20 protein-coding genes and 1 pseudogene are annotated in these 22,552 nt (G+C 63.0%); 4 read left to right on the forward strand and 17 right to left on the reverse strand.

Annotated elements, in window-relative coordinates:
* Nucleotides 1–37 precede the first annotated feature (37 nt).
* Together JQ621_RS23920 and JQ621_RS23925 are read right to left on the reverse strand one after the other, a co-directional pair.
* On the reverse strand, nt 38–616 hold the full coding sequence (locus JQ621_RS23920; protein WP_188102886.1) for a hypothetical protein: 579 nt from the start codon (nt 614–616) through the stop codon (nt 38–40).
* A 108-nt stretch (nt 617–724) separates the two neighbouring features.
* Nucleotides 725–1,090 (reverse strand): hypothetical protein, encoded by a 366-nt coding sequence (locus tag JQ621_RS23925; RefSeq protein WP_188102888.1) that lies wholly within the window; start codon nt 1,088–1,090, stop codon nt 725–727.
* A gap of 158 nt (nt 1,091–1,248) precedes the next feature.
* Between JQ621_RS23925 and JQ621_RS23930 the strand changes: the two genes are divergently transcribed.
* Nucleotides 1,249–1,473: a hypothetical protein gene (locus JQ621_RS23930; protein ID WP_188102890.1), complete on the forward strand. Its 225-nt coding sequence runs from the start codon at nt 1,249–1,251 to the stop codon at nt 1,471–1,473.
* 137 nt (nt 1,474–1,610) lie between these two features.
* Here JQ621_RS23930 and JQ621_RS23935 read toward each other — a convergent pair whose 3' ends face one another.
* Nucleotides 1,611–1,862, reverse strand: coding sequence for a PilZ domain-containing protein (locus JQ621_RS23935; RefSeq protein ID WP_188102891.1), 252 nt, complete (start codon nt 1,860–1,862; stop codon nt 1,611–1,613).
* A 421-nt stretch (nt 1,863–2,283) separates the two neighbouring features.
* The gene (locus tag JQ621_RS23940) at nt 2,284–2,535 is read right to left on the reverse strand and encodes a helix-turn-helix transcriptional regulator (protein ID WP_188102893.1); all 252 of its coding nucleotides are present in this window, start codon (nt 2,533–2,535) and stop codon (nt 2,284–2,286) included.
* 351 nt (nt 2,536–2,886) lie between these two features.
* Here JQ621_RS23940 and JQ621_RS23945 point away from each other — a divergent pair, with 351 nt between their 5' ends.
* Both JQ621_RS23945 and JQ621_RS23950 read left to right on the forward strand, forming a co-directional pair.
* The gene (locus JQ621_RS23945; protein ID WP_188102895.1) at nt 2,887–3,135 is read left to right on the forward strand and encodes a hypothetical protein; all 249 of its coding nucleotides are present in this window, start codon (nt 2,887–2,889) and stop codon (nt 3,133–3,135) included.
* Between the two features lie 573 nt (nt 3,136–3,708).
* On the forward strand, nt 3,709–4,098 hold the full coding sequence (locus JQ621_RS23950) for a helix-turn-helix domain-containing protein (RefSeq protein WP_188102897.1): 390 nt from the start codon (nt 3,709–3,711) through the stop codon (nt 4,096–4,098).
* Between the two features lie 356 nt (nt 4,099–4,454).
* Here JQ621_RS23950 and JQ621_RS23955 read toward each other — a convergent pair whose 3' ends face one another.
* From JQ621_RS23955 to JQ621_RS24010, 12 genes and pseudogenes are all read right to left on the reverse strand, one after another.
* Nucleotides 4,455–4,751: a DUF736 domain-containing protein gene (locus tag JQ621_RS23955; RefSeq protein WP_188102899.1), complete on the reverse strand. Its 297-nt coding sequence runs from the start codon at nt 4,749–4,751 to the stop codon at nt 4,455–4,457.
* A 796-nt stretch (nt 4,752–5,547) separates the two neighbouring features.
* Nucleotides 5,548–6,486 carry a DUF2493 domain-containing protein gene (locus JQ621_RS23960; RefSeq protein WP_188102901.1) on the reverse strand — a complete coding sequence of 313 codons (939 nt, stop codon included), beginning with the start codon at nt 6,484–6,486 and terminating at the stop codon, nt 5,548–5,550.
* A 325-nt stretch (nt 6,487–6,811) separates the two neighbouring features.
* Complete coding sequence (locus JQ621_RS23965; RefSeq protein WP_188102903.1) at nt 6,812–7,861, reverse strand: DUF7146 domain-containing protein; 1,050 nt, start codon at nt 7,859–7,861, stop codon at nt 6,812–6,814.
* 1 nt (nt 7,862) lies between these two features.
* Complete coding sequence (locus tag JQ621_RS23970; RefSeq protein WP_188102905.1) at nt 7,863–12,215, reverse strand: strawberry notch-like NTP hydrolase domain-containing protein; 4,353 nt, start codon at nt 12,213–12,215, stop codon at nt 7,863–7,865.
* A gap of 214 nt (nt 12,216–12,429) precedes the next feature.
* The gene (locus JQ621_RS23975; RefSeq protein WP_188102907.1) at nt 12,430–12,672 is read right to left on the reverse strand and encodes a DUF4326 domain-containing protein; all 243 of its coding nucleotides are present in this window, start codon (nt 12,670–12,672) and stop codon (nt 12,430–12,432) included.
* Nucleotides 12,673–12,818: 146 nt separating this feature from the next.
* A complete protein-coding gene (locus JQ621_RS23980; RefSeq protein ID WP_188102908.1) occupies nt 12,819–13,061 on the reverse strand; it encodes a DUF6117 family protein in 243 nt (80 codons plus the stop codon).
* Nucleotides 13,062–13,202: 141 nt separating this feature from the next.
* Nucleotides 13,203–15,314 (reverse strand): ParB/RepB/Spo0J family partition protein, encoded by a 2,112-nt coding sequence (locus JQ621_RS23985; RefSeq protein ID WP_188102978.1) that lies wholly within the window; start codon nt 15,312–15,314, stop codon nt 13,203–13,205.
* Between the two features lie 200 nt (nt 15,315–15,514).
* The gene (locus tag JQ621_RS23990) at nt 15,515–16,501 is read right to left on the reverse strand and encodes an ArdC family protein (RefSeq protein WP_188102910.1); all 987 of its coding nucleotides are present in this window, start codon (nt 16,499–16,501) and stop codon (nt 15,515–15,517) included.
* Nucleotides 16,502–16,628: 127 nt separating this feature from the next.
* Nucleotides 16,629–17,101, reverse strand: a pseudogene (locus JQ621_RS23995) (DUF932 domain-containing protein); the annotation flags it as partial.
* 436 nt (nt 17,102–17,537) lie between these two features.
* Nucleotides 17,538–18,425: a hypothetical protein gene (locus tag JQ621_RS24000; protein WP_188102912.1), complete on the reverse strand. Its 888-nt coding sequence runs from the start codon at nt 18,423–18,425 to the stop codon at nt 17,538–17,540.
* 156 nt (nt 18,426–18,581) lie between these two features.
* Entirely contained in the window at nt 18,582–18,986 is a 405-nt protein-coding gene (locus JQ621_RS24005) for a hypothetical protein (protein ID WP_188102914.1), read from the reverse strand.
* A 311-nt stretch (nt 18,987–19,297) separates the two neighbouring features.
* Nucleotides 19,298–19,870: a hypothetical protein gene (locus JQ621_RS24010; RefSeq protein ID WP_188102916.1), complete on the reverse strand. Its 573-nt coding sequence runs from the start codon at nt 19,868–19,870 to the stop codon at nt 19,298–19,300.
* A gap of 307 nt (nt 19,871–20,177) precedes the next feature.
* Between JQ621_RS24010 and JQ621_RS24015 the strand changes: the two genes are divergently transcribed.
* Entirely contained in the window at nt 20,178–21,206 is a 1,029-nt protein-coding gene (locus tag JQ621_RS24015; RefSeq protein WP_188102918.1) for a hypothetical protein, read from the forward strand.
* On the opposite strand, the gene JQ621_RS24020 is transcribed toward JQ621_RS24015, so the two are convergent.
* A complete protein-coding gene (locus tag JQ621_RS24020; protein WP_188102920.1) occupies nt 21,207–21,980 on the reverse strand; it encodes a hypothetical protein in 774 nt (257 codons plus the stop codon). It lies immediately after the preceding gene.
* Nucleotides 21,981–22,552 lie beyond the last annotated feature (572 nt).

Genomic DNA, 22,552 nt, shown 5'->3' on the forward strand with positions numbered 1-22,552 from the left:
TGTCCGTGTGTAATGAGGTCTGGACCGCGGAGTTCTGCTAAAGGCGCCGCATCAATTCGAGATCCGGAAACTCGTTCGCGCAGGCCTGCACCCTTTCATAGATGGCGTGATCATCACCGTGGATACCCAACGTAAGGTAGGTATTTCTGTCGTCTTGCCGGGCGTAGATAATCCATTCGCCCGTCAATCGTCGGGCTTGGCTACGATCGCGGTATCCCGAGATGACGAACTCGTGCAGCAGGAAGCCCATCATCTTGTCATCGGCAATTGGTATCTTGGCCGCCGTCTCTTTGAGGTGATCGGCAAAGCCGTTTGCGCGCCAGTGATTTACGACATTCGTCGGAATAAAAGCGGATTGATGGTAGTGCTTGTGCCACAGCCCCTGTAGCGGCGACTTTGCAAACCGCGACGGCGGCTTGGTCAGGCTAGGACGTGCGATGGGATGGCCCTCGAGGCCGGCTATTTCATCAAAGATCGCAAACACGTTGTCGGTACGGCCGTCGTACATCTCGGTGAGCTCGCGAACCAGGCCCGAGGCATATCGGCCATTCACCAGGTTGAGGTCGAGGTTTTCACGGATGTAGGTCGTGCTGTGGCTATGTGCATCTGATCCCATTTGCCTCTAGTCATAGAACCATGGGTCAACCTGTGCAATGCGAGCGCCCGGGCTCCGTATGCACCTCAAGTGCCGCCGGGGTTCTGCTGGTTGATCGGTTGGCCTGGCCTAAGGCGTTCCCTCCATCTGTTTGCACCTGGTCAAGACTTTCTTCGGGAGCCAACCATAATCGGTGCTGCCGTCGCTACTATGCATGACGAACCACCAATCCTGGTACTCATCGCGGACCGCGACCTTGTCGCCCTTGTTGACCGGCATGTAGCGCGGCTCGGTTTGGCCGTCAGGCCGGTTCGCGAGTTCGATGTCTTTCGAGACTGTGCACTCGGTGTAGAATGCGCTGGCCGGGGCCGTCAGAGCGAAGAGCGCAACAACGGCGAGAAAAGACTTCATCAGGTTCTTGTGTCCTTCAGCGTCCTCATGCCCTTGTTGACCATGCCGGTTCCACGCCTGGCGGTGTCTTGCGTCTTTGGGCATGGGAATTCATTACATTCAGAACGCTTGGCGGGTGTGCCGTCCGATTTCAGAGAGGTCAAGTTGGGATTTTTCGGGGGTGTGAGTTGCGGGCAAGGCAAAACGATTTGTTAGGGGTCCCGCAAGCAAGTTATGGGATGATACCCGCAGAGATTGCAAGCATGCCCTCGCATTGGAAGAAGCGACTTCAAGATCTGATCGATTTGACGAACGACCGCATCCGGCGGCTTGAGGCCGGCGAAACGCTGAGGATGGCCGTCGGCGTACATTCGGCAGACGCCACTCGGCAGACGATCGAAAACGAGCGCGCGATCGTTGTGCGGCTACAGCAGACGATCGAGGCGCTGAATGCCGCCGTCCAGAACCGACACTCCAGCACCGGTTAGCGGCGCGTCGTGATAGTCGTCCACCAGTTCAGCGGAGCCGCGCGCTAGTCTCGTGTGAGCTCAAGACAGCGAAAGGCGAGCGCGACGAATACAATAGCGCTGCAGCAGCCTTGACGAAGGGATCGAAAATTGTGGTCCTATGTTACCACAAAGATGACCCCGACCCGTCTCTCCTTGCGCCACGCGATCTGACACGGTTTGCGCAATTGCTCGCTGTCGATGACCAGCGTGAACCGTTCAGGAAACCACAGCGGACTATTGATCTCGATGGCCGCGCCTGTTTCAGAGAGATTGCGAACCGTGCACGGGAGTGCGCTGCCGGAAAATTCAATAGTCCCCGATTTCAGCACTCGGCGTCTGGGCGAGATGCGATGGTCTTCATTCGTCATGGTTCGCGCGCGATTCACTCCCAACGAGTGCGCATAAGACGGCTCGTAGATCGGATTTTCAATCCCCCGGATTGATGTAAGACGGTCGGCGGGCCCTCTATGGCGTACCTGCGATGCTGGCACGCACAATAGACCTGAACGTCCTAGCGGCTGCCCGTCTCGTCGAGAGCCGCACCAGAAAGTTCGATCTTGCGGGGCGCGCCGGATATCTCTTCAGCCCGGGTTTGAGCGGCTGCTTACCTTGAAGGAAGCCGGTTCCCTGGCAAGCCCGGCAAGGTGCTCGCCGATCTCGGCAAACTGCTCTGATGGCTCTGCTCACAAGAACGATCTGGGAGCGCGCGGGACTCCCGTAGTTCATCTGCAGAGATTCGTTGCCGGCAGCCTCGCATCGCGAGGCGCGGGCGCCGGAAGAATGGCGGTGCTAGGTTGTCGATCGCTTCGACCCGATGTGGGACGCAAGCAGATCCGCCACGTCCACATCGAGGGCGGCGGCAATCCGGTCCAGCGATTCCAGGGTGGGATTGGCTTTGGCGACCTCCAACGCACTGACGAGTGCCTGGCGAACGTCCGCCTCATCGGCGAGATCGTGCTGCGACCATGATTTCTCATTTCGCAGCCGACGGAGATTGCGGGCAAGCAGCCGTCTCGTATGTGCAGGGTTTCGCCGCCTCATCCATCAGGATGATGCATTTGCGAGGAAGTCGCGCTACACGCTTTAACGTATAATACACGTCTAAGCGTATAGCGTTGGCGGCGTATACTCTTGCGAGCAAGACGATGTTGTTGGGTCGCGCCCCGTTACGTCAATCAACGCCAGACAAGCTGGTACCAACCTTCATGCGCGGAACGTTGCCGCACAGACTTCATGCCGTGGCTTGCGACCGAGGTTTCGTGATCGAGGATGAGCTTTATACTGCGCCAAACATGCAATTCTGTCGGGCAAGATTGCGTCGGGCGAAGCTCGTATCGCCGCAATCGGATAGGCAGTTCGATTCCGTGACTATGGCTTTGGGGGAGAGTGATGATGGCAACAGACGACGGCAACGTCGTGCCGTTCGACTACATCTACCGTGGCGAGCGGCATCAATGCGGATATCGGATCGTCGGCGACAAGCTCGTCGTGGTCGTGGGGGAGAAAGAACGCATCGCCGAGCGTGGGCGAATGATGCCTGACCGGCTCGCCCGCGTTCTCGTCCACGAATTGCTGGTGGAGGCCGAATTCGCCAGGAGGGCCCGGGAGACCAGCAATCGGCCCGATGCGCCGCCCTGTTGAAACCTCGGAGGCGTCGCTGTGGCACATGCACGATCCGATCGGGGCGTCTCTTCACACTTCACATCCCGGCAGATGCCTCCTAGTGTCAACAACGCTGGGTTTAACCCGACGCTAACCCGCAACTCTCTAATCTCGACCGCAACGCAAGCCTGCGAAACCGGTCGATACGGCAGAACGCTCATGTCGAACGTCGCGAAATTCCGGAAGCCGATCTCGTCGCAACCCAATCCCAGGCCCGAGAACGCGCCGGCCGTCGCCGAGGCTCTACTTCGCACTCCAGGCCGGGGCGACGAAATACCGAGGCGTGTTTGACGGGACCTTCGCTATATCCTCTTGTTTATCGAGCTGGCCGCCGCTCATCTGCGCCGCGCCGCGATGAACCCCGATCCAAATGCCACGGATGTTTCGGTATGCATCACGCAAGCCGAAGAATTGATCGAGAGGGCACGAATGCGAGCGTCAGAGCTCTGATGGACGGCTGCGCGCCCGGTTTCGGAAACAGCGCGTTGACATCATAGTTAAGTCTGGTTCGATGACTGGGACTTGTTCCTTTCCCTATATTGGGGTTCTGAATTGGCGAAACGGAAAGACGAATCCATCGACGCAGCTATCGGTGCCCGTATCCGGAGCCTGCGTCTCCATCAGGGACTCACCCAGGAGACACTGGCCGGCAAGCTCGGGATCACGTTCCAGCAGATTCAGAAGTACGAACAGGGCAAGAACCAGGTCAACCCGACAAGGCTTCTCAAGTTCGCCAACATTTTTGGCGTCTCGGCCGGCTTCCTGCTCGGCGAGAGGCAACTGAAATCGCAAGGCGCTCAATTGCCGGCAATCTTGACCGCCGATGTGGACAAGGACGCCGTCAGGATGTTCGAGGCATTTCAGCAGATTACCGATCGGAGGCTCAGACGGCAGCTCTCGGTGCTCGCAGAGCGGATCGCCAGGGCGGGTGAGAACGCCTGACCCGTAGTCTCAGCGCCGCATCATTGCGGGCTGGCGCCGTGCAGCGGCGACCTTCGCTTGAAGCCGCTCCGTTTCACTGGGCGGACGCCCCTGGCCTTCGGGCCGCGCCACGTCCTGCGCCAAGGACCCCATGCTGGGCTCGCCGGCAATATCCTGCGGCTCCTCAGCACAAGGTGCGGTCATCGCGCGCCACGCCGCCGTGTCCGGCGCAAGGTGCGATGGACCATGCACTTTGCCCGGCCGGCGACATGGCGGATGCGGTCGAAAGAGTTCGCCAAGGCGCATCTTCGCGGCGTGCCGCGCGAGGTAGAAGAGCTGCGGCGCCTCGCGAGGGGCGAGGCGCCGTGATGCTCGGTTCAGCGCGACCAGACCAGCGCGTAGCCGTCATCGACTGCGACGAGGTTCGCATAGATCGGCGCCGGGAAGGAGGGGTCGTCGAGCTTCACCGAGTGGTAGACGGTCTTCTCTTTCGAGGTGCGCTGCCACGCGGCTCCAATCTCGACATTGCCTGCCAGCACGCGCAGGTCGGGAGCCTTCTCATTCTCGGAGGATTCGGCTGGGGTGAAGCGCGCCTTGATGTTGAGCGAGAGCGTCTTGATGGTGCCGGTGTACGAGCCGTCTTCAGCGCGGGTGAAGGTGCCAATCTGAGCCATGGTGATCTCCTGTTGCTTGTTTCAAGCCCGCGACCATCGCGGCCTTGATGGCGGTCAGTGAGAGCCGCAACGACCGACCTGCAGCCGTCAGGCCCGCAGCACAGCGGAGGATGGCGTCGAGCGATCTTGTTGTCTCGCGAGGAATGCCGCCGCTTGGCGGCAGGGGAAGAAGATCGCGATCAAGCCATTGCAGGGCAAAGGTCGGCGAGCGCAGCGAGCGTATTGTGGCGCGTGATCCGCCAGCAAAAAAGGCCCGCATGGACGAGGGCATCTGCAACTCACGGGAGAGCACTGGCTCAAGGTCGCACCAAGCACAGCCGATGATGGCTGGCCGGCCGCAGCAATCGTCTGGCTCTCGCAGCAAGGCTCACCCCCGATCACGATCGGACGAAGGCTCCGGATCTCTTTGTGAAGGTTGGCCTTGGTCGAACGCCGCGCGACAGTGGACCCGAGCAGACCGTCGGAACGGGTGATGCCGAGCTCTCGGCTGGCGACGGCAATGCAATCTCCAATCAAGAGGCGATCAACGCGTCAGGGCGGTGAACAGATCGCGGCGCGGCTCCAGCGGATTGACCGCTCCTGCCGCCGTCGGCCTCTCGACGCGATCGCACGTCAACTCCTTGGTGCTGATCGGCATGACCGAGCCGCAGTGCCATCGTTCGGACATTGTCCTTGGGAAGCAACAGTGGCGCTGCGCGGTTCCGAGTCAGGGACATGAGATCTTGAACGAGCACCATTTGATGCGGGCATTCTTGTCGGGTCAGGACCGAGAATTTCTTGTCGGCCGTGGCGGCGCTTACGCGCCGCCATTGCCGAACTGCCAGACGGGAATTCCGAGCTTGCGCGCCTTGTCGGCCAGATTATCCTGGATGCCGGTACCCGGGAAGACCATGACGCCGATCGGCATCAACGTCAGCATGAGATCGTTGCGCTTGAAGGGTGCCGCCTTGGCGTGCTTCGTCCAGTCCGGCCTGAAAGCGACTTGCGGCACCTTGCGGTTCGTCGCCCATTTGGCGGCGATCAACTCGGCGCCTTTCGGCGAGCCGCCGTGCAGCAGGACCATGTCGGGGTGCTTGCCATGCACCTTGTCGAGACGATCCCAGATGAGGTGGTAGTCATCGAAGTCGAGGCCTCCGGTGAGTGCGATCTTGGGTCCGACCGGGACGAGCACCTCGGTATCGGCACGACGCTTTGCGGCCAGAAAATCCCTGGAGTCGATGATCGCTGCGGTGACCGCGCGATGGTCGACCAGCGATCCGGATCGGGGCCGCCAGAGTGAGCCGGTGTGGGTTTCGAATTGCTCGATGGCCAGCTCGCGGAAGAGCTCGATGGCGTTGCGCCGCTCGATCAGGGTCATGCCCTCGGCGATGAGCCGTTCCAGTTCGACCGAGCGGATTTCTGAGCCGTCCTGATCCTTCTGGCTGCGCTTTTGCGCCAGTTCGTTGCCGTCGAGCTCGCGTTCGATCCGTTCGGTGGCGCGGTGGAAGAGATTGACGCTGCCCCACAGCAGGTTCTCCAGATCGGGTTCGAGGCGGGTGTCGCTGAGTGTCGCGATCAGGGCGTCGAAGATGTCGGCGACGGCGTTGGCGACGGTGCGCGCTTCGGGCAGTAGTCTGGGGTCCGGTTCGTCCTGGAACGGGCGATAGCCGTGAAGCTGGAGTTCAGTGAGGACGTGATCGGTTGGGGATGTCGTGAGCACGGGATCGAAAACCTGGTCGTCACGATCGGTCGTCATGGCGATTTCCTTTGTCGGATCGGCCGCGCCCATCGCGGCCTTCGTGGCGACGAAAGGCGGCGGGCGGACCGGACCTGCACCGCGCAGCGGCCGAAGCGGAGCGGAGGATGGCGGGAGCCGGCTATTTTGCTTCGCGATGTAAAGCGCCCGTTAGGGCGCGACGGAAAATAGCCGGCTCCCGCCATTGCGTGGCCGGACCGCTTGCCGCAGGGTCGCCCTCTCAGAAGGCCGGGGATGCGGCCTCTCCGGCATCGCAGGAAACGTTGGCGATCTCGTCCGACCGAACATGCGAGCCGCGCGCTCGCTTCCCCTTATCGGCGTCGCCTCAGAGCGCCATGAAGCGTGCCAGGTCCTCTGGAGTGAAGTGCACCCGCAGGGCTACCCGAAGGGTATCCGTGCCAAGGTTCTGAAGATCCTCGTTGAAATCCCCATAGCGCGGTGACAGCGGGATCGCCTCGATGCCCTGGGTGCCGGCCCGTGCGCTCAAGCTTTCCACGGCGTTGTCGCCAGCGGGATCGTCGTCGCGCACGATATAAAGCCGGCGCAGACCCGCAGGGAAGAGCACGGCTGCCAAGTGAGCGGCTGAAAGCGCTGCCACCATCGGCATATCAGGCAAGACGTAGCGGAGCGACAAGATCGTCTCAATACCCTCGCCGGCCGCCATGACATCCCTGGCGATGCCGAAGCGAACGGCGTGACCGAGCAGATGACCCATCGCGCGCCTGGGCGTGTCGATCGGCGCCTTGCCGCTGGCGGAGCGGTCGAAGCCCTGCGGATTGAGGTAGGTGCGATGAACGCCGGTGATCCGGCCCTCGAGATCGGTGACGGCGGCGATCATCGCCGGCCAGGTCTCGGTCGGCGAACTGTCATCCGGGCGATAGTAGCAACGTGGATGGAACCGCAGCGCGCCTGCGTCGTGGACAGCCTTGATGCCGCGGTGGCACAGATAGCTCTCGACCAGCGTCCGTCGGATCGGTTGCGACATCGCAAACAGCCGCCGCGCCGCGTCCGGCGACCCGGCGGGGACGGGTGTGCGAACGGGTTTTGGGGTTTGGTACGGTTCGGCGCGGGGCAGACGCAAAAAGCGTCGCGCCTCCTCGGCGACATCGCGAAAGTCAACGAGACCGCAGCTTTCGCGGATGACGTCGAGAAGATCGCCATATTCGGCCGAGGCGGCGTCGGTCCAATGCCCGGCGGCGCCGCGACCGGATTCCGGTCCGCTGAGCCGGACGAACATCGACCGGCCGGGCGTATTGCGAACGTCGCCCACCGTCCAGTAGCGGCCCTGGCGCCGCCCGTTGGACAGGTAATGGCGGCACACCGCCTCAGCTTCGCGCGCGAGGCGGCGCGCCAGTTCGGAAGCATCGCGCGACATGTCATGCCGCCGCCCGATCGGAGATGCGCGAGAGCGGATAGCGCTCCAGCACCTTGCCGAGGATTGCCAGCCCGGACGCATCCGTCGGCACGAACATCCGCAGCTTCCAGGAGATGATTTCGTGGAACAGGCCGTAGACTCGCAACCGGTCTCGCATCGCATCGGTAAAGCCGGTAAGCTCGATGCGGTTGGCGCCCATGACGCGGACGCGACGAAGCTGTAACCCGTCGGTGAGATCGAGGACGGTCTTGCCGTCCAGCAATGCCATAAAGGCCTGCTCCGGCGTCAGCGTCGTCATCCCGGTTGACAGCGCGCCTACGACCCATGCGGGTGAGACCTTGCGTCCGATGATCCGCTCACCTGTGTCGGTCTGGAGCCGATAGACGCGCGTCGATTCGTTGGGCAGCCGCTTCCAGATCGGCAACAACAATCCCGACACGATGTGGATCTCGCTGTCGGTAAACTCTGGCACCTCGGCGACCTCCGCCGCCCAGACCCGCGAGAACGTCGCGCGGTCGGTCTGCTGCCAGTGGGTCTGCGGCATCGTCGTCAGTGCGACCGTCGGATGCTCCATGGGGCGGATGAGCCGGACGCGGCGTTCGACCTCGCCGTCGTCCGTCATCAGGCTACGCGCCGGCACCTGGACGGCGGCGCGACCAGACTGACTGTTCACCAGCAGCACGGCACGCGGGTCGGAGAGACGGCCCAAGGCCTCGTCCAGGGCGACGGGGCGGTTTCGGTCGCGTTGGGCGATGGTCAAGAGGCAGGTTCCGGCCGAAGTGCCGGGATGGGTGTAGATGGTCTGCCGTCCCGTCACGACGAAAGATTCCGCCGTCAGCGTCTCAAGCCCGACATCGTAGGTCCCGCTTGCGATCGCGCCCTCGATCCGTGCGGTGAGCAACTGCTCGAACGCTGTGAACAGGATATTCTGAAGGTTGATGGTCAGCGCCAGCAATCGGTTGAGGAACGTCGTGATCGGCGGCAACTCGTCTCTGATGCCGTTGGCGTCTGTGAGCTTCAGCCCGGTGGCATCCTCGAACGTCTGGAGCGAACAATCCTCCACCTTGCCCATGACGAGGAGGACATAGAGCTGCCGCAGCGCGTCGCGGGCATAGTGGCTCTCCAGATTGTCCTCGGACCTGAACAGTCCCTCGCCGCCGGTCTGGCGCTGGCCCCTTGTGATCGCGCCGAGGGTGTCGAGACGACGGGCGATGGTCGAGAGGAAACGCTTCTCGGCTTTCACATTGGTCGCGATCGGGCGGAACAGCGGCGGCTGCGCCTGGTTGGTGCGATTGGTGCGGCCAAGGCCCTGAATGGCGGCATCGGCCTTCCATCCGGCCTCAAGCAGGTAGTGAACGCGGAGCCGGCGGTTCTTCGCCGAGAGCTCCGCATGGTAGCTGCGCCCGGTACCGCCGGCTTCCGAGAAGACGAGGATGCGCTTGTCGTCATCCATGAATGCCTGGGTTTCGGCGAGATTGGCAGAACCGGCACGGTTCTCGACCACGAGCCGATCGATACCATCCGCTCCGCGCGTGCGAACGATCCGCCGGGACCGGCCGGTGACTTCGGCGACCTCCTCGGTGCCGAAGCGCTGGATGATCTGATCGAGCGCGCCGTGCACGGGTGGCAGAGAGGCGAGCCTCTCGATCAGCCGGTCGCGGCGTGCGACCGCGTCTCGGCACTGCACCGGCTGGCCGTCACGATGGACCGGACGCGACGACAGGTTGCCCTCGTTGTCGGTAAAGGGTTCATAGAGCTGGGTCGGGAACGAGTGCGCGAGATAGTCCAGGACGTATTCGCGCGGGGTGATGTCGACCTGGACGTCGCCCCAGTCCTCCGTCGGAATGTCGGCGAGTCGCCGCTCCATCAGCGCTTCGCCGGTCGACACGATCTGGATCACGGCGGCATGGCCCGCCGCGAGATCGCGCTCGACGGCTGATATCAGCGACGGCGTCTTCATCGCCGTGATGAGGTGGTTGAAGAAGCGCTGCTTGGCACTTTCAAAGGCGGACCGCGCGGCAGACTTTGCCTGCGCGTTCAACGTGCCGGTCGAACCGGTGATGTTCGCCGCCTGCATCGCCGCGTCGAGATTGTTGTGGATGATGCCGAACGCGCCGGCGTAGGCGTCGTAGATCCGGATCTGCTCTTCACTGAGGGTGTGTTCGACCAACTCGTATTCGACGCCTTCGTAGGAGAGCGAGCGCGCGGCATAGAGACCGAGCGCCTTGAGGTCGCGCGCCAGCACCTCCAGCGCGGCGACGCCGCCGGCTTCGATGGCCTCGACGAACTCGGCCCGGGTGGCGAAGGGAGAGTCCTCGCCGCCCCAGAGGCCGAGCCGCTGCGCATAGGCGAGGTTGTGAACCGTGGTGGCGCCGGTCGCCGAGACATAGACGACGCGCGCGTTCGGCAGGGCATGTTGCAGGCGAAGCCCGGCTCGGCCCTGCTGCGAAGCGGCCACGTCGCCACGGTCGCCCTTGCTGCCGCCAGCATTCTGCATTGCGTGAGACTCGTCGAAGACGATGACGCCGTCGAAATCACGGCCCAACCACTCGACGATCTGCCTGACACGCGAAACCTTCTCGTCGCGCGCGTCGGAGCGCAGCGTGGCGTAGGTCGTGAACAGGATGCCCTGCTCCAGACGAATGGGCGTGCCTTGCCGGAACCGCGACAGCGGGGTCACCAGCAGGCGCTCCTGGCCGAGCGCCGACCAGTCGCGCTGCGCGTCCTCGATCAGCTTGTCGGATTTCGAGACCCAGAGCGCGCGGCGCCGGCCCTTGAGCCAATTGTCGAGCAGGATGCCCGCGACCTGGCGGCCCTTGCCGGCGCCAGTGCCGTCGCCCAGAAACCAGCCCCGCCGAAACCGGACGGCGCTCTCGGCATCATCCGGCGCGGCCGAGACGACATCGAAGGTCTCGTCGACCGTCCACGCCCCCGCGAGAATGCCGCCGTGGGCTTCGCCGGCGTAAATGACGGATTCAAGCTGGGCGTCGGACAGCAGGCCGTCCGGCACCACAATCGCGGGGAGATGTGGCCGGTAGGACGGAGTGGGCGGCGCGACCGAGGCCATGGCTGCCGACTGCACCAGCCTGGTCGGATGCGCCTGGGCGCCGGGAATACGGATCGATTGCAATCCATAGGGCTCGTAGAGCGCTTCGGTGATGCCGCCATGTTCGACCGGCTTCCAGGTCACGGATTCATAGGCGAGCTCGATCGCCTCGGGCGCCATCGCCGACACCGGGACGGCGGCCGGACGCATGGCGTAAGCGCGGACTGTTCTGGGAATGGCCGGCCGCGCGGCCGCTGGAATGGCGACGGCCGATCCGATCGGCAACCGCGGCGGCACCTGTTGTATCACCCAGCTGAGCAGTGTCGCGACATCCGGCGCGGTGCCCGGAGATGGCGGGAACGACTTGATGTCTCGCGCGGGCGCCTTGTCGATCACCGTCAGGCATGTCTCGACGGTGGTGCCGTGCTTGGCAAAGACCGCGCCGTCAATGGCGGCGGAGAACACCACGCGCCCACGTTCCTGCAAGGCGATGAAGGCATCCCTCCATGCGGGATTGTCGGGCGCGCAGCTCGCGGCCGTGATCGCGACCAGACGGCCGCCTTCGGCGAGACGTGCCAGGGCCGAGGACATATGGCAGAGCGCCGCGCCGGCCATTCGGCGGTCGACGTTGGCGATGGCCGAGAATGGCGGATTCATCAGCACCACGCTCGGAACGATAGCGGTGTCGAGATGATCGTCAATGTTCGCGGCGTCGAACGAGGTGACGGCGATAGCGGGGAAAAGGCGCGACAGAAGTTCCGCGCGGGCCTCGGCCAGTTCGTTGAGCACCAGCGATCCGCCAGCGAGCTCGGCCAGGATGGCGAGCAGCCCGGTGCCGGCGGACGGCTCCAGAACAACGTCATCGGGGCGGATCGCTGCGGCCACGCTCGCTACAAAGGCGAGAGGAATGGGCGTCGAGAACTGCTGAAACGTCTCGCTCTCTTCCGAGCGGCGGGTGTGGGTGGGAAGAAGACTGGCGATCCTGGCCAGCAGCGGCAGCATGGCGGCAGGCGATGCGGCGCGTGCGCGGATCGCCGGGCCGAACTTGCGCAGGAACAGCACGGTCGCGGCCTCCACGGCGTCATAGCCGGTCTTCCAGTCCCAGGCGCCCGACGCGTCAGTACCGCCGAAGGCGGTCTCCATGGCGGCGCGCAAGAGGGCAGCGTCGATGCGGCGGCCCCGTTCGAGATGAGGAAGAAGAAGATGGGCGGCTCGGCCGGTCGCGGCGGAACGGTCCGCGATATCCAAAGCGACAACAGAAGATGGGGCGATCGCGGAGACGGCGGCGGAAGCAGAGAAGTTTGTCATGGAGGCAGGCCTCGGGAGAGCGAAAACGGGTGGAGCCCGCGGGCGCTCTCTCGACCTCGCCGGCTCAAACCCGTCCCGGCCGCGCTCGTCCTCTAAGAACGCGGGGCCCCGCCGCGCCAATCGAGGCACCGCCGAGCTACACACATGCTGATGGGTTGCGGATGATGAGACCGCGCCACCAAGCGACGCGTTCGTCGCGGCAGGCATTGGCGAGTCACGGCAGACAATCGCCATGGCAGGCGAGCGGCGCGCAGAAGCAGACGAGATCGCAGCCGCGGAACTCGTCGAGCGTATGCAGCAGGGGATGCTGATCGCGGAGCCAACGCTCGTTCTTCTTGACGACCGCAACGCGGACGCCATCGTGGCCGATCCGGAACGGGTTGCCCCATTTGCTGCCGCGGCCGATGTTGAGGGCATCCGACTGCACGCCGGTCTGATGCTTGTTGAGAACCTGCACATCACTGTCCCTCCTGACCCGTCTGTTGCGATGGACTGGCCGTGAGGGCACGGTTCAGGGATGGATGTCACGCATCGCCCTTGGGGATGTGGGGACGGCTTGCCCATTGACGTTGCCGCGGCCAGACAGGTCCCTGCGCGGCAGGGTCAGGTTGGGGATGATCGGGCCCGCGGTTCGGATGGCGGCAGATAGGCGGTGTAGGGATTGCCATCCGCGAGATGGCCAAAGGGCGTGAGAACAAGGTCGGTGCCGTCGCGGCCGACGCCGCAAATCACGTAACGGGGCTCAGCGGTCACCGCGTCGGTACATTCTATCAGCGCGAGGTTGCCGTCAGCCGCCGCACGCAGCAATGACTGGAAATTGGCGCTGATGTAGTCGGGAATGCTCATTGCACGGCCCTCCCAGGCGTTGAGGTTGATTGCGGATGGTCATGATCGTTCTCCGGAGATGAAAGAGCCCGGCGCGCTGGCCGGGCTCAGAGGAGAAATGGAAGTCTTCAGATGCGGCGGTGAGCCGCTCCCGCATGAGAGCTATTCGGCGGCAACGACCAGGAGCCGGTCGTCTTCGGGATAGCCCCGCCCCTCGTCATCCTCAGCGAGGAATTCCGGCAACGCCTCGGCTTCCCCAACCGGGGCGTGCTCGCTGTCCGGATCGGCCAGCCGCAGCGGCTCGGGCAACCAGCCGGTGCCGTCGAGCAGACGCTCGGCTTCCCGCGCCATGTCCCCCTTCTTGAGGTGATCGATGAGTTGCACGGATGCCTCACCCTTGGCCTCCCGCACCGCTTGGAGAATCCGGGGTTTGGTCACGCGCCCGAGATAGTTCTCGGCGGTCGGCTTCCAACCTGCCGTCACCATGTCAAGCCCGATCGCGCGTGCCAGGACATCGGCCTGATCGAGCCTGCGCCGGACACCGTGGGCGAAGACTCGGCCCTCGTTGTACCGGTTCGCCGGTTCATATAGCGCGTTGACAGCAGACGCGGCGCAATGCGCGAACAGTGCCGCCTGCGTGGTTCCGTCGAGTGCGGTGAGCGCGTCCCACAGATCGGCCTCATCCTTCGGCAGGCGCGCCTTCCACGCCGCAGAACGCGCGTCGATGGCGATGGCCGATGCGCTCTCCTTCAAGCCCGGAGCCTGAGCGGGGAACGTCGGCGTTCGGATCGCAATCTCCAGGCAGCCACTCGACGATGCGAAGCGGTAGAAGCTGGCCAGTACGAAAGTGTGGAGCACCGCCTGGAACGCCATGGCAGGATGGTTTGCCAAGGCATCGCGCAACGCCAGCGTGCGATGGGCCGTCAGCTCGGTGATAAGCCGGTCCGGCAGCGGTTTTGCAATGTCGTCATCCTCATCCTCCACGGGTTCGGCCGGGGCGCCGCCGATACTGATGACCGCGCGCTTACTCGCGCCAGCCGGTTGGGTACGATCCTCATGGCCCTCCCCGTCGGATTCGATGGCCGAGACTTCGGACGCCTCGTCTTCCGGCCGGACATAGCCGCGATCGACCGAGAGCCTCCCTTCGGCGTCGATGCCGACGAAGGCGCCGGCGCGGGCGACCTCGGCGAGATCGTAGCTGAGCGAGCGGGATTCGAAGGCGGAGCGAGCCGCTTCGATCTCGCCGAGGCGCTGGTCGATTTCATCGGGCAGTTCGCCGGCGTCCTGGTAGTCGGTCTCGATCTTGGCATACTCGGCGTTGAGGGCGTCGAGGGTGGCCTGCTCGTCATCCGTGAGATCGACGGGTCGACCTTCGAGTTCACGCAGGTCATTGGTGTGGCCGTAGGGGAAGTCGACCGCCACGCCAATCCACTTCCAGCCCTCGGCGGCGATGGTCTCGGCTTCCGCCTTGAGCTTTTCGGTGACGAGACGGTCGAGCAGCGGCACATCCTTTAGCCAGCCCCCGTCGTCCTGCTCGAACAGGTCACGCATGATGACGCCACCAGCCTGCTCGTAGGCGTCGAGCCCGACGAACTGGGCGCGGCGGTCGGAGGCCCGAACCGTGTTCTCCGTCAGCATGCGGCGGATCTGATACGGTTCGTCGTAGCCTGACTTGCTGACGATGTCCCAGACCTGCTCCTGGCGTGCATGGTCGCCGGTGACGGAGAACGCCATGAGCTGCTCCAACGTCATGCCGTCCTCGGCATAGATGTCGTGCAGCTTTGGTGAGACGGATGCCAGGCGCAAGCGCTGCTTGACGATCGCCGGCGAAACGAAGTGCCGCGCTGCGATGTCTTCTTCGCTCATACCGCTCTCGCGGAGGGTCTGAAACGCGCGGAACTGATCGAGGGGGTGAAGTCCGATTCGCTCATCATTTTCTGCGAGAGAGTCGTCCTCGGCGAGGCCCTCGTCTCTCACCACGCAAGGCACGGCTTGCGTCTTCGCCATCCGCTTCTGTTTCACCAGGAGTTCGAGGGCGCGATACCGCCGGCCGCCGGCGGGGACCTCGAACATGCCGGTCTCCCGGCCATCGCCGTCGATAACGGCGCGGACACTGAGGCTTTGCAGCAAGGTGCGTTGCGCGATGCTTTCCGCCAATTGCTCGATCGAGACGCCCGCCTTGACGCGGCGGACGTTGGACTGGCTCAACACCAGCTTATTGAAGGGAATATCGCGGGACGGACTGAGCTTGATCTTCTGAACGGCGCTTGCCATGTCGGATTCTCCACGACGGGCGGCCGGGAGACTCTCTCTCGACCTCCAACCCGTCAGTGAAATCCGCACGCCCCTCTCACTCTCCGGCGCGCCCCGGGAATGAAAATCGAGACGGGGAATACATGCGATCACCCGGCTCGCACAGGCGAACCGATGTTGGTGGGGACAAGCGGATTTGTGCCCGGCGCGGTTGGTTCGGATCAGGTGCCACTGGCACAACGCGCCAGCGAGATCTGGAGCAGGTGCGGGCCTACATCCGTCTCGTCGGGGATGGCGGATGACGCCTGATGCGCTTCGGTGGATACGGGCTGCCTGGCGTGCATCCAGTCGGCGGCCTGCTGCGCCTTGCTGGCGGCAGTGAAGATAGCACGAGGATCGTCCTTCAGCACTTGGACCCACGAGGCAATATATGCTGCATGATCGGGCCGCGGATGGTGAGCTATACCCAGATCGGCAAGGACGAGACCGCTGAGAATCTCCACGCAGCATTCCTCGGCGGCATAGGCAGCCGAACCGAACCGGCCCGAGAGATCGCGGTCAAGCCGGTGCTTTGCCCCTGAGGCATGTCCGTTCTCATGCAGCCAAACTCCATAGAATGACGCAGCATCACGGAAGGAAGCAAAATCCGGCATGAACACCGCGTCCGATGAAGGCAGATAGTAGGCTTCCGAACCACCGAACACGGTCCTGATCCCGAGATTGGTGATGAAAGCCTCGGCATGCGCCAGACGCTCGCTCTCCGGCAGGACGTCAATGGGCTGCCGTTCGTATCCATCCACCTGCGCGACATTGAATACCGAGAATGCCCGGGCAAACATCCGCTGGCGACCATCATCACCACCGTCATCGCCGTCAGCCGACTCCCGGGAAGCGATCTGCTTCCACAGCACGACGGTGGTTGAGCGTTCGCCTTTGCGGACCTGCGCGCCGGCAGCCTGCCATTGCCGATAAGTGCCCCATAGGCCATCAGCGTAACCGCCAGCCATGGCTGCGTGCCAAAGCGCCAACGTGTTTATGCCCCGGTAGCGCTTGCCGGAAGCAACATTGGTCGGACGGGCAACGCTCGTCCCGTTGTGGAACCACGGCGCACGCCACTCGCCTGCACCTTGTTCGATTGCCGCGATGATCTCGGCGGTGATGCGCGTGTAAACATCGGCTCGCGCTCCGGGCTGCTTCTGGGAAGACATCGTGATGGCTCCTTGGGAGCGACGCGAGCGCAAGGGATCGCCACCGCGTGCGGGCGGCATCAGGCTCAACGTCGATGGAAAGGAATCAGTGAACGGCTGGTGAGACAGCTTGACTGTTCAGATAACAGCCGTAGTCCGGGCTTGTGACCGCGCGCAGCTCGACGCGCCCATCCTCGACCTCAAGCGTCTTGATCTGTTCCGGCGATTCGAAGTCAGTCCATATTGTAGATTGATCGCCGCGAGCGGTGCCGGAAGTTGGCGCAAATAGGCGGATGCCGCGCCGACCATCGTTGCGAGGTGACCGAAACTCCAATGGGTCGGCGCGACTGGTGTCTCGCCCGGCAGCATCAACGTCAGCCGCTCGCCATCGTCGCGGCTCGCCTCCACCCGGATCGCCGCGCTCTCGATGGTCCGGGTCCGGCTGCGTTCGGCCCGGCCGAGCACCGCGGCTTGCAACTCCGACAGCGAAAGGTAGCGCTCGTCGGCCGACCGGGAAAACCACTCCGAGGACACGCGGCCTATGCGCTCGCCGCGGCTCGTATCCACTTTGTAACCGGCGCGTACACCGCGATCGGCGTCCAGAACATTCAGTTGGGTCATGGGACATCTCCATGACGGGCGCCGCGAGACTCTCTCGCCTGCCTCAACCCGTCACGGAAATTCCTGCCAAACTCTGACTCTACGATCGGTCGGACGCATCCAAAGGACCTGCCCAACGCGGGATAAGAAGCTGCGATAGCAGGGCCCGACCTGCGGCTGATGTACTCGCCGCACGGTACCTCCTATGATCCCTATGCCCCCTATGACTTGATGTTTCGGTGACTGCAGCTACAAGCATCGATCGTATGCTGAGGGAGCGTAGAATTGATGCAGTTACCAAGCCGCGTACAAACTGCTGAGTGCCCATCGCTGCAATCCCCCCGATGGCACCCATGGTCCCTATGCCCCCTATGACCGCGTTGTCGTGGCGTTTGCTGATTCATTCGCAGCGTTTGCGCGCCGAGGTCCGTGATGTCGGAGGTCCTTTGCTGGCCTCCTATTCGGTCCTCTTCAGCGCGTAGCTCGACGGGCTCCACTTGGAGGGGGACTTGATGCGGAGCATCACGAAGCCGCCAGCACGCGTCCCCTCGAGTCGTGCCACAAAGCTCGCGAGACTCTGCCGGCTGCCGCGCTCCTGCGGGTCAGCCAACCGGCATAAGCGAATGTCGAGCTCCTTCACCTTCATAGGGCGCTCCCCATACAGCTCGTGCCAGGTGGTAAAGAACTCAACCACCTGCGCGCGGAGCGGATCATCGCGCTTGATCTCGGAGATGCGGCGAACCGGGTCGGGGCAGCCGAGGGCAAGGAGCGGATCACGACACCAAGTGGCCCACTGCTCAAAGCTGCCGAGCGCCAGGCCAGGCTTGCTCTGATTGCGGCGTCCCCACCGCCAGATGGTGAGCGCCGCAGCGAGGAGCTCATTTCGCTTCTCCTTGATGGTCAAACGAAAATCCTCATCGAACCGGCGCTGCTCGGGGTCCTCGCAGCCGGCATCGAGTTCGACAATCAGGAAGCGCCGCGCCAGGTCCTCTGACACCGTCGTGGCATTCCCGGTCATCGCCAGAAAGGCGGAGCTCGTGATCGAAACCACCTTCGTATTCTCGCGGAACCGACGGATCGCACACGGGTTCTCAGTGGCGATCTGCGCCAGCAAATTCGAACGCACGACCTCCGCGTTGACGTTGTCGAGGAAGATGATCGGGTCGGCCGCGACGAGGGCGGCCGTCAATCGCTTCTCGAGCTCGGCGCGTTCGCCGGAGCTGGTGAAGGCCTTCGGAGAGAAGTTGAAGGCGATTTGTGACGCCGCACGAACGAGCAGACCTTTGCCGGTGCCAGCGCCCGAATACTGCGGCGAACGTATGATGAAACCGGGCGCGAGCGGCAAGCTCGGACGACACACCGCGGTCAAAACCGCGAGGACGTAGGTGGCTTCGTCGATGCCCGGAGGGTGTGAGGGATCGACGATGGACTGGCCGCTGGGGCTGGCGATCGTCTGTGCGTCCGCAAAGGGAAAGCTGGCAAAGGGCTTGCGAAGGGTACGCTAGGCCGCCTCGGCCTGCTTGCGTGACGGGCGCTCGGGAATGCTCGGCAGCTCGATGCCCGTGCACCAGAAACGCGTATCCTTGTCGTAGCCACGCGCGACGCGGATCGAGCCATCGTTCGCAAGAATCGGAGCGCGGCAGATCCCGTCGAGGTGGGGAACGCCCCAGGCGTCGTGCCGGTTGAGATACAACCGAGCGACCCGATCGGGGAGGGTCACGGCTTCGACGACGACTTCACCACGGACGATCTTCTTCACAACCGGGCGGCACACCTGGTGCGCATGATTGACGACGTCGTGGACGTTGAGATCGAGAGTCGAGAACCCATCAGCGGTCTCGATCAGCTTGACGAGTCCGGCGCCACGCTGGAAGAGCTTTGACGAGCTCGCGAGGCGCTCGGCCAATCTGCCAGCCGCGGCCGGCAGATTGGACTGATCGATGAGCAACGAACGGAGCTCCTCAGCGCCCCGCGGTGCAGCGGACGTCGATGCGCCCGCCTTGTGTTGGTCATTGGATTTCGAAGAGCGGTTCCGCTTGGCGCGCTGCGACTTGTTGCTGGACATGTGCTTCCCACTGAACGTTCAGTCGTACGACTGCTTGGGGGAAGCACTAGTCCAACATGTCAGGACAACATAGGAAGGTTACCCCAGAGGGTTTGCTCAAAACTCCACGCACACGATCGAGCTTTTGACGCCGTGTCTCCTCAAACAAAGGATCAGGCCAATTCCTTGGGCTTGTGCGCCAGCCAATTCTTGAGCCGGTCTCGATTGTCGACAGCGCCGTTGCCGATCTCCTTGAAGAATAACTTGACGTCCGCCAGGAAACGCGGCGTCCGTCGCAGCTCCGGCAGAGGTCGCCTGAGATGAGGCTCAAGCCGGTCGATTCTGTTTTCAACGTCCGCCACGGTCACGGGCGCGACGGCGCACTCGCAGAATCGCTCAATCACTCGAAGACAACAGGAATTGCCGTCGGTCAGGTGACTCATGTCGGGGACGACCACGGTGCCGTGCTCATCTATCGCATCTATCAGCTCTGCCAGGTGAGGCCGATACTCGATTTCGACTTCGAAAATGGTCCGGGCGCGCCAATCGATTTCGCGCAAATCTTGCTGGTTATTGTAGATCACCTGCTTGAGACCGATCTCTCGAACGAGAGGATGCGCGACGAAATTGAAGAATTTGTCCAGCTTCTGCTGACTCCTGGGATTCCACCCACGGTCTTCCTCATCGCGGACGCTATTGTGACCTTTCGCCGAATAGTAGGCGTAGGCAGGCATCTTGAGCCCCATCTCTTACCTCCGATTCCAAGGACCATTCTTCATTGCGCACGAAAGGTGGTATTGTGTCATAGGACATCGGCTTGAAATAATTCGTTACACAAATGGCGAGAATGCTCACTGCTGAGGGCGTACGAGACGGCTCCAGGGATCATTCTCAGATCGGCCGACAGAACCGTCCATTCAAGGCCATCGGCTGATCTCAGCCAAAACTACCCCGGGTAACCCTTCTGAATCTTCCGATCCGACCTCGCTATCGGATGTCGCGAGCGAGAGATCCGCAACGATCTCCGCAAGTGCGACGAAGGAGAGTCAGAAGATGCGTGCGTGGCTGGACGAGATTACGGAAGAGACGGGCCATGTGGTCCGGACGCTGGCGGACGACGAGGCGCGCGCGGCGGGGTTTCATCGGCTGACTGACTATCAGTTGATGCGCATGCTGACTGAGGATGCCGCGGCGGAGACGGTCCGAGCGGCTAGGCGGGGGCGTAAGGCAGACGACGACAGTCAATTTCTCGCTGCTCTGGCTCCGTTCTTCGCCCGGCCGGACGATCTTCGGGTGACGCCCTTCGCCTGCGCCGTAGGACGGGATCTTGCTCCTTTGTTTGCCGGTGCGGGCGCATCCGAAGAAGTCGTTCGCCGGGCGCGCGATTTCGCCCGGGAAAAGTTCGCGATCTATATCGACGTCGCCGAAGGAGCGTTTCGCCTCGGTCAAACCCATCAGCTTCGGGCCGTTTTCGTTTACCGCGTACCGCGGCCGGATCGTTACATGAGGCCCCGCTCACTCGATCCTTATGTGCCTGATGCATCGGATCGACTTCGGATCTTCGCCGTAGCCGGCGCCATCGGCGGCTTGGCGTGCGCCCGCGCCAGCTGGGTCGTCGGCAGCCAGTCCGGTCGCGGTGACGACCTATTCCACGAGCTGGTCCGTCATCGTCATCACGAATCTGGCCTGCAATTCGACAGCCTCGTGACGGAGATCGAGGATCTGGTTTGGCTGACGCTTGCCTATGCGGCCGTTGCTCAGCCGGATCGGCGCGAGATCCTGCCGATGGCCACGATCAACAGAGAGGGGCGCCTGCCCAATCGGGCGGCGCGAAGGCGGCAGCGCGGACTCAGCCTTTTCCGTGTTGAGCGCCTGCGTGCCCCCGCCGACAATTTCGGGCGCCGCGTCCGGGCCAACAACCAAGAGGGCTGGCAGCTCGGGCGCCGCATCAGGGTTCGCGGTCACTTCAAGATGCAGCGTCACGGGACCGAAGGTAGGCTCCGCAAGCTGATCTTCGTCGCCTCTCATTGTCGTGGTCCGCTCGACGCCGCGCCCCTTCACTCGATGAGGTTGTTGGATTGATCATGCGGTAGGATCGTTCAGCTGAGCGAAGAACTCATCAAGTAATTTTTCGAGCAAGCTGCGCTGCTCAGCAAGATCGAGGCCAAGCTGCAGAAGGAGCTTCAGTATACCGTCTCGGTCCATGCGCCCGATCTGATCACAGATAGTGTCCTTGAGCGTGAGAAATGGGATGCTCTCGGTCCTTCTGAGGCGCCAAAGGCCGGGAACGAGGGACCTGTATGGCGCGACTGGCAGATCAAGGCCAAGGAATCGCGGGGCTGCAACAAGCTCATCGAGGAACGCACGGGCGTTTCTTCGCAGCTTGGCCAAATGGCGGGACTCGGCCTGCTGCTTCGAGCGCGCCGCGGTCAGGGCAGCCGCCACCGCCTGCGCGGGATGCCAATGGGCAACCGGTTGGTTTTCCTCAACCCTCGCGATGAAGGCGGGACCTGCGATGAGATTTCCGGTGAAGCGTCCGCCACGCCACTCTCGCTCAAGTGTGACGGCTCTGCACATCATGACTCGGTGTTGGCGCCATTGCATGCGGTGGCGTTCCAGGACCTCGCGGGGATCGACGACGTCGAACGGCTCGATCGCAAGAGGATAGTGTCGGGTGACATGGGCTAGACGAGGCTCGTGAATCGACGTGCGCCAGTTCTTGTGAATGCGAACTGTCCCCAGTTCGGGCTCAGCGCCGGCATCACCGAGATGATCAACAAGACGAACGTCCCAGGGCAGTCCTCCTGAGAGGGCCGGCAAAGCAGCGCGAACCAGATCAACAAGATCATGGCTCACGTGACGTGCTCGCGAGGAGCGGTTTTACCGACTGTGCTTAACAAAGAGCTTCTCCGTTTCGCCGTCGCGGGTCGCGCGTGCGCTCCAGCGAGGTCCTCAGCAGGGCGGGTCGCAGACAACGACGTTTAGCGCATAGAAGCTTAACTCTCACTTTCATCAGTGCTCAATCCGTCCATCGCAGCGCTCGATCGGCGGTGCCGGGTATCGCAACATCGGAATGGACGCTCGAACAAGCTCTCTGAAGGAAGCAAGGCGGAATTAAACACAGCGCGCGCGGCGATGACTCTAGTATCGCGCTACCGCTTGTTTGATCCGACCCTCGGCGGCTCGAGTCGGGACCATGTCGGTGACATCGCGAAGAACCGCCTGCCGAGCCCCGCGCTCTCCTTGGAAACTGTTGAACCGTCCGCCTCGCGTACGTCGGCGATGGTCAATCGAGAGCCGACCGTCAACGCGAATGATGTCCACCTGCCATCATAGAAGTGATCAGCACCGAAACCCATGGGGGTTACCCGCCTGGGTCTTGGTCAAGGGAGACCCTAACGTATTCGCACGACAGGGGCGCTCGAGCC

It is taken from the genome of Bradyrhizobium manausense (assembly GCF_018129685.1).
In the GTDB taxonomy this organism is placed as follows: Bacteria; Pseudomonadota; Alphaproteobacteria; order Rhizobiales; family Xanthobacteraceae; genus Bradyrhizobium; species Bradyrhizobium manausense_D.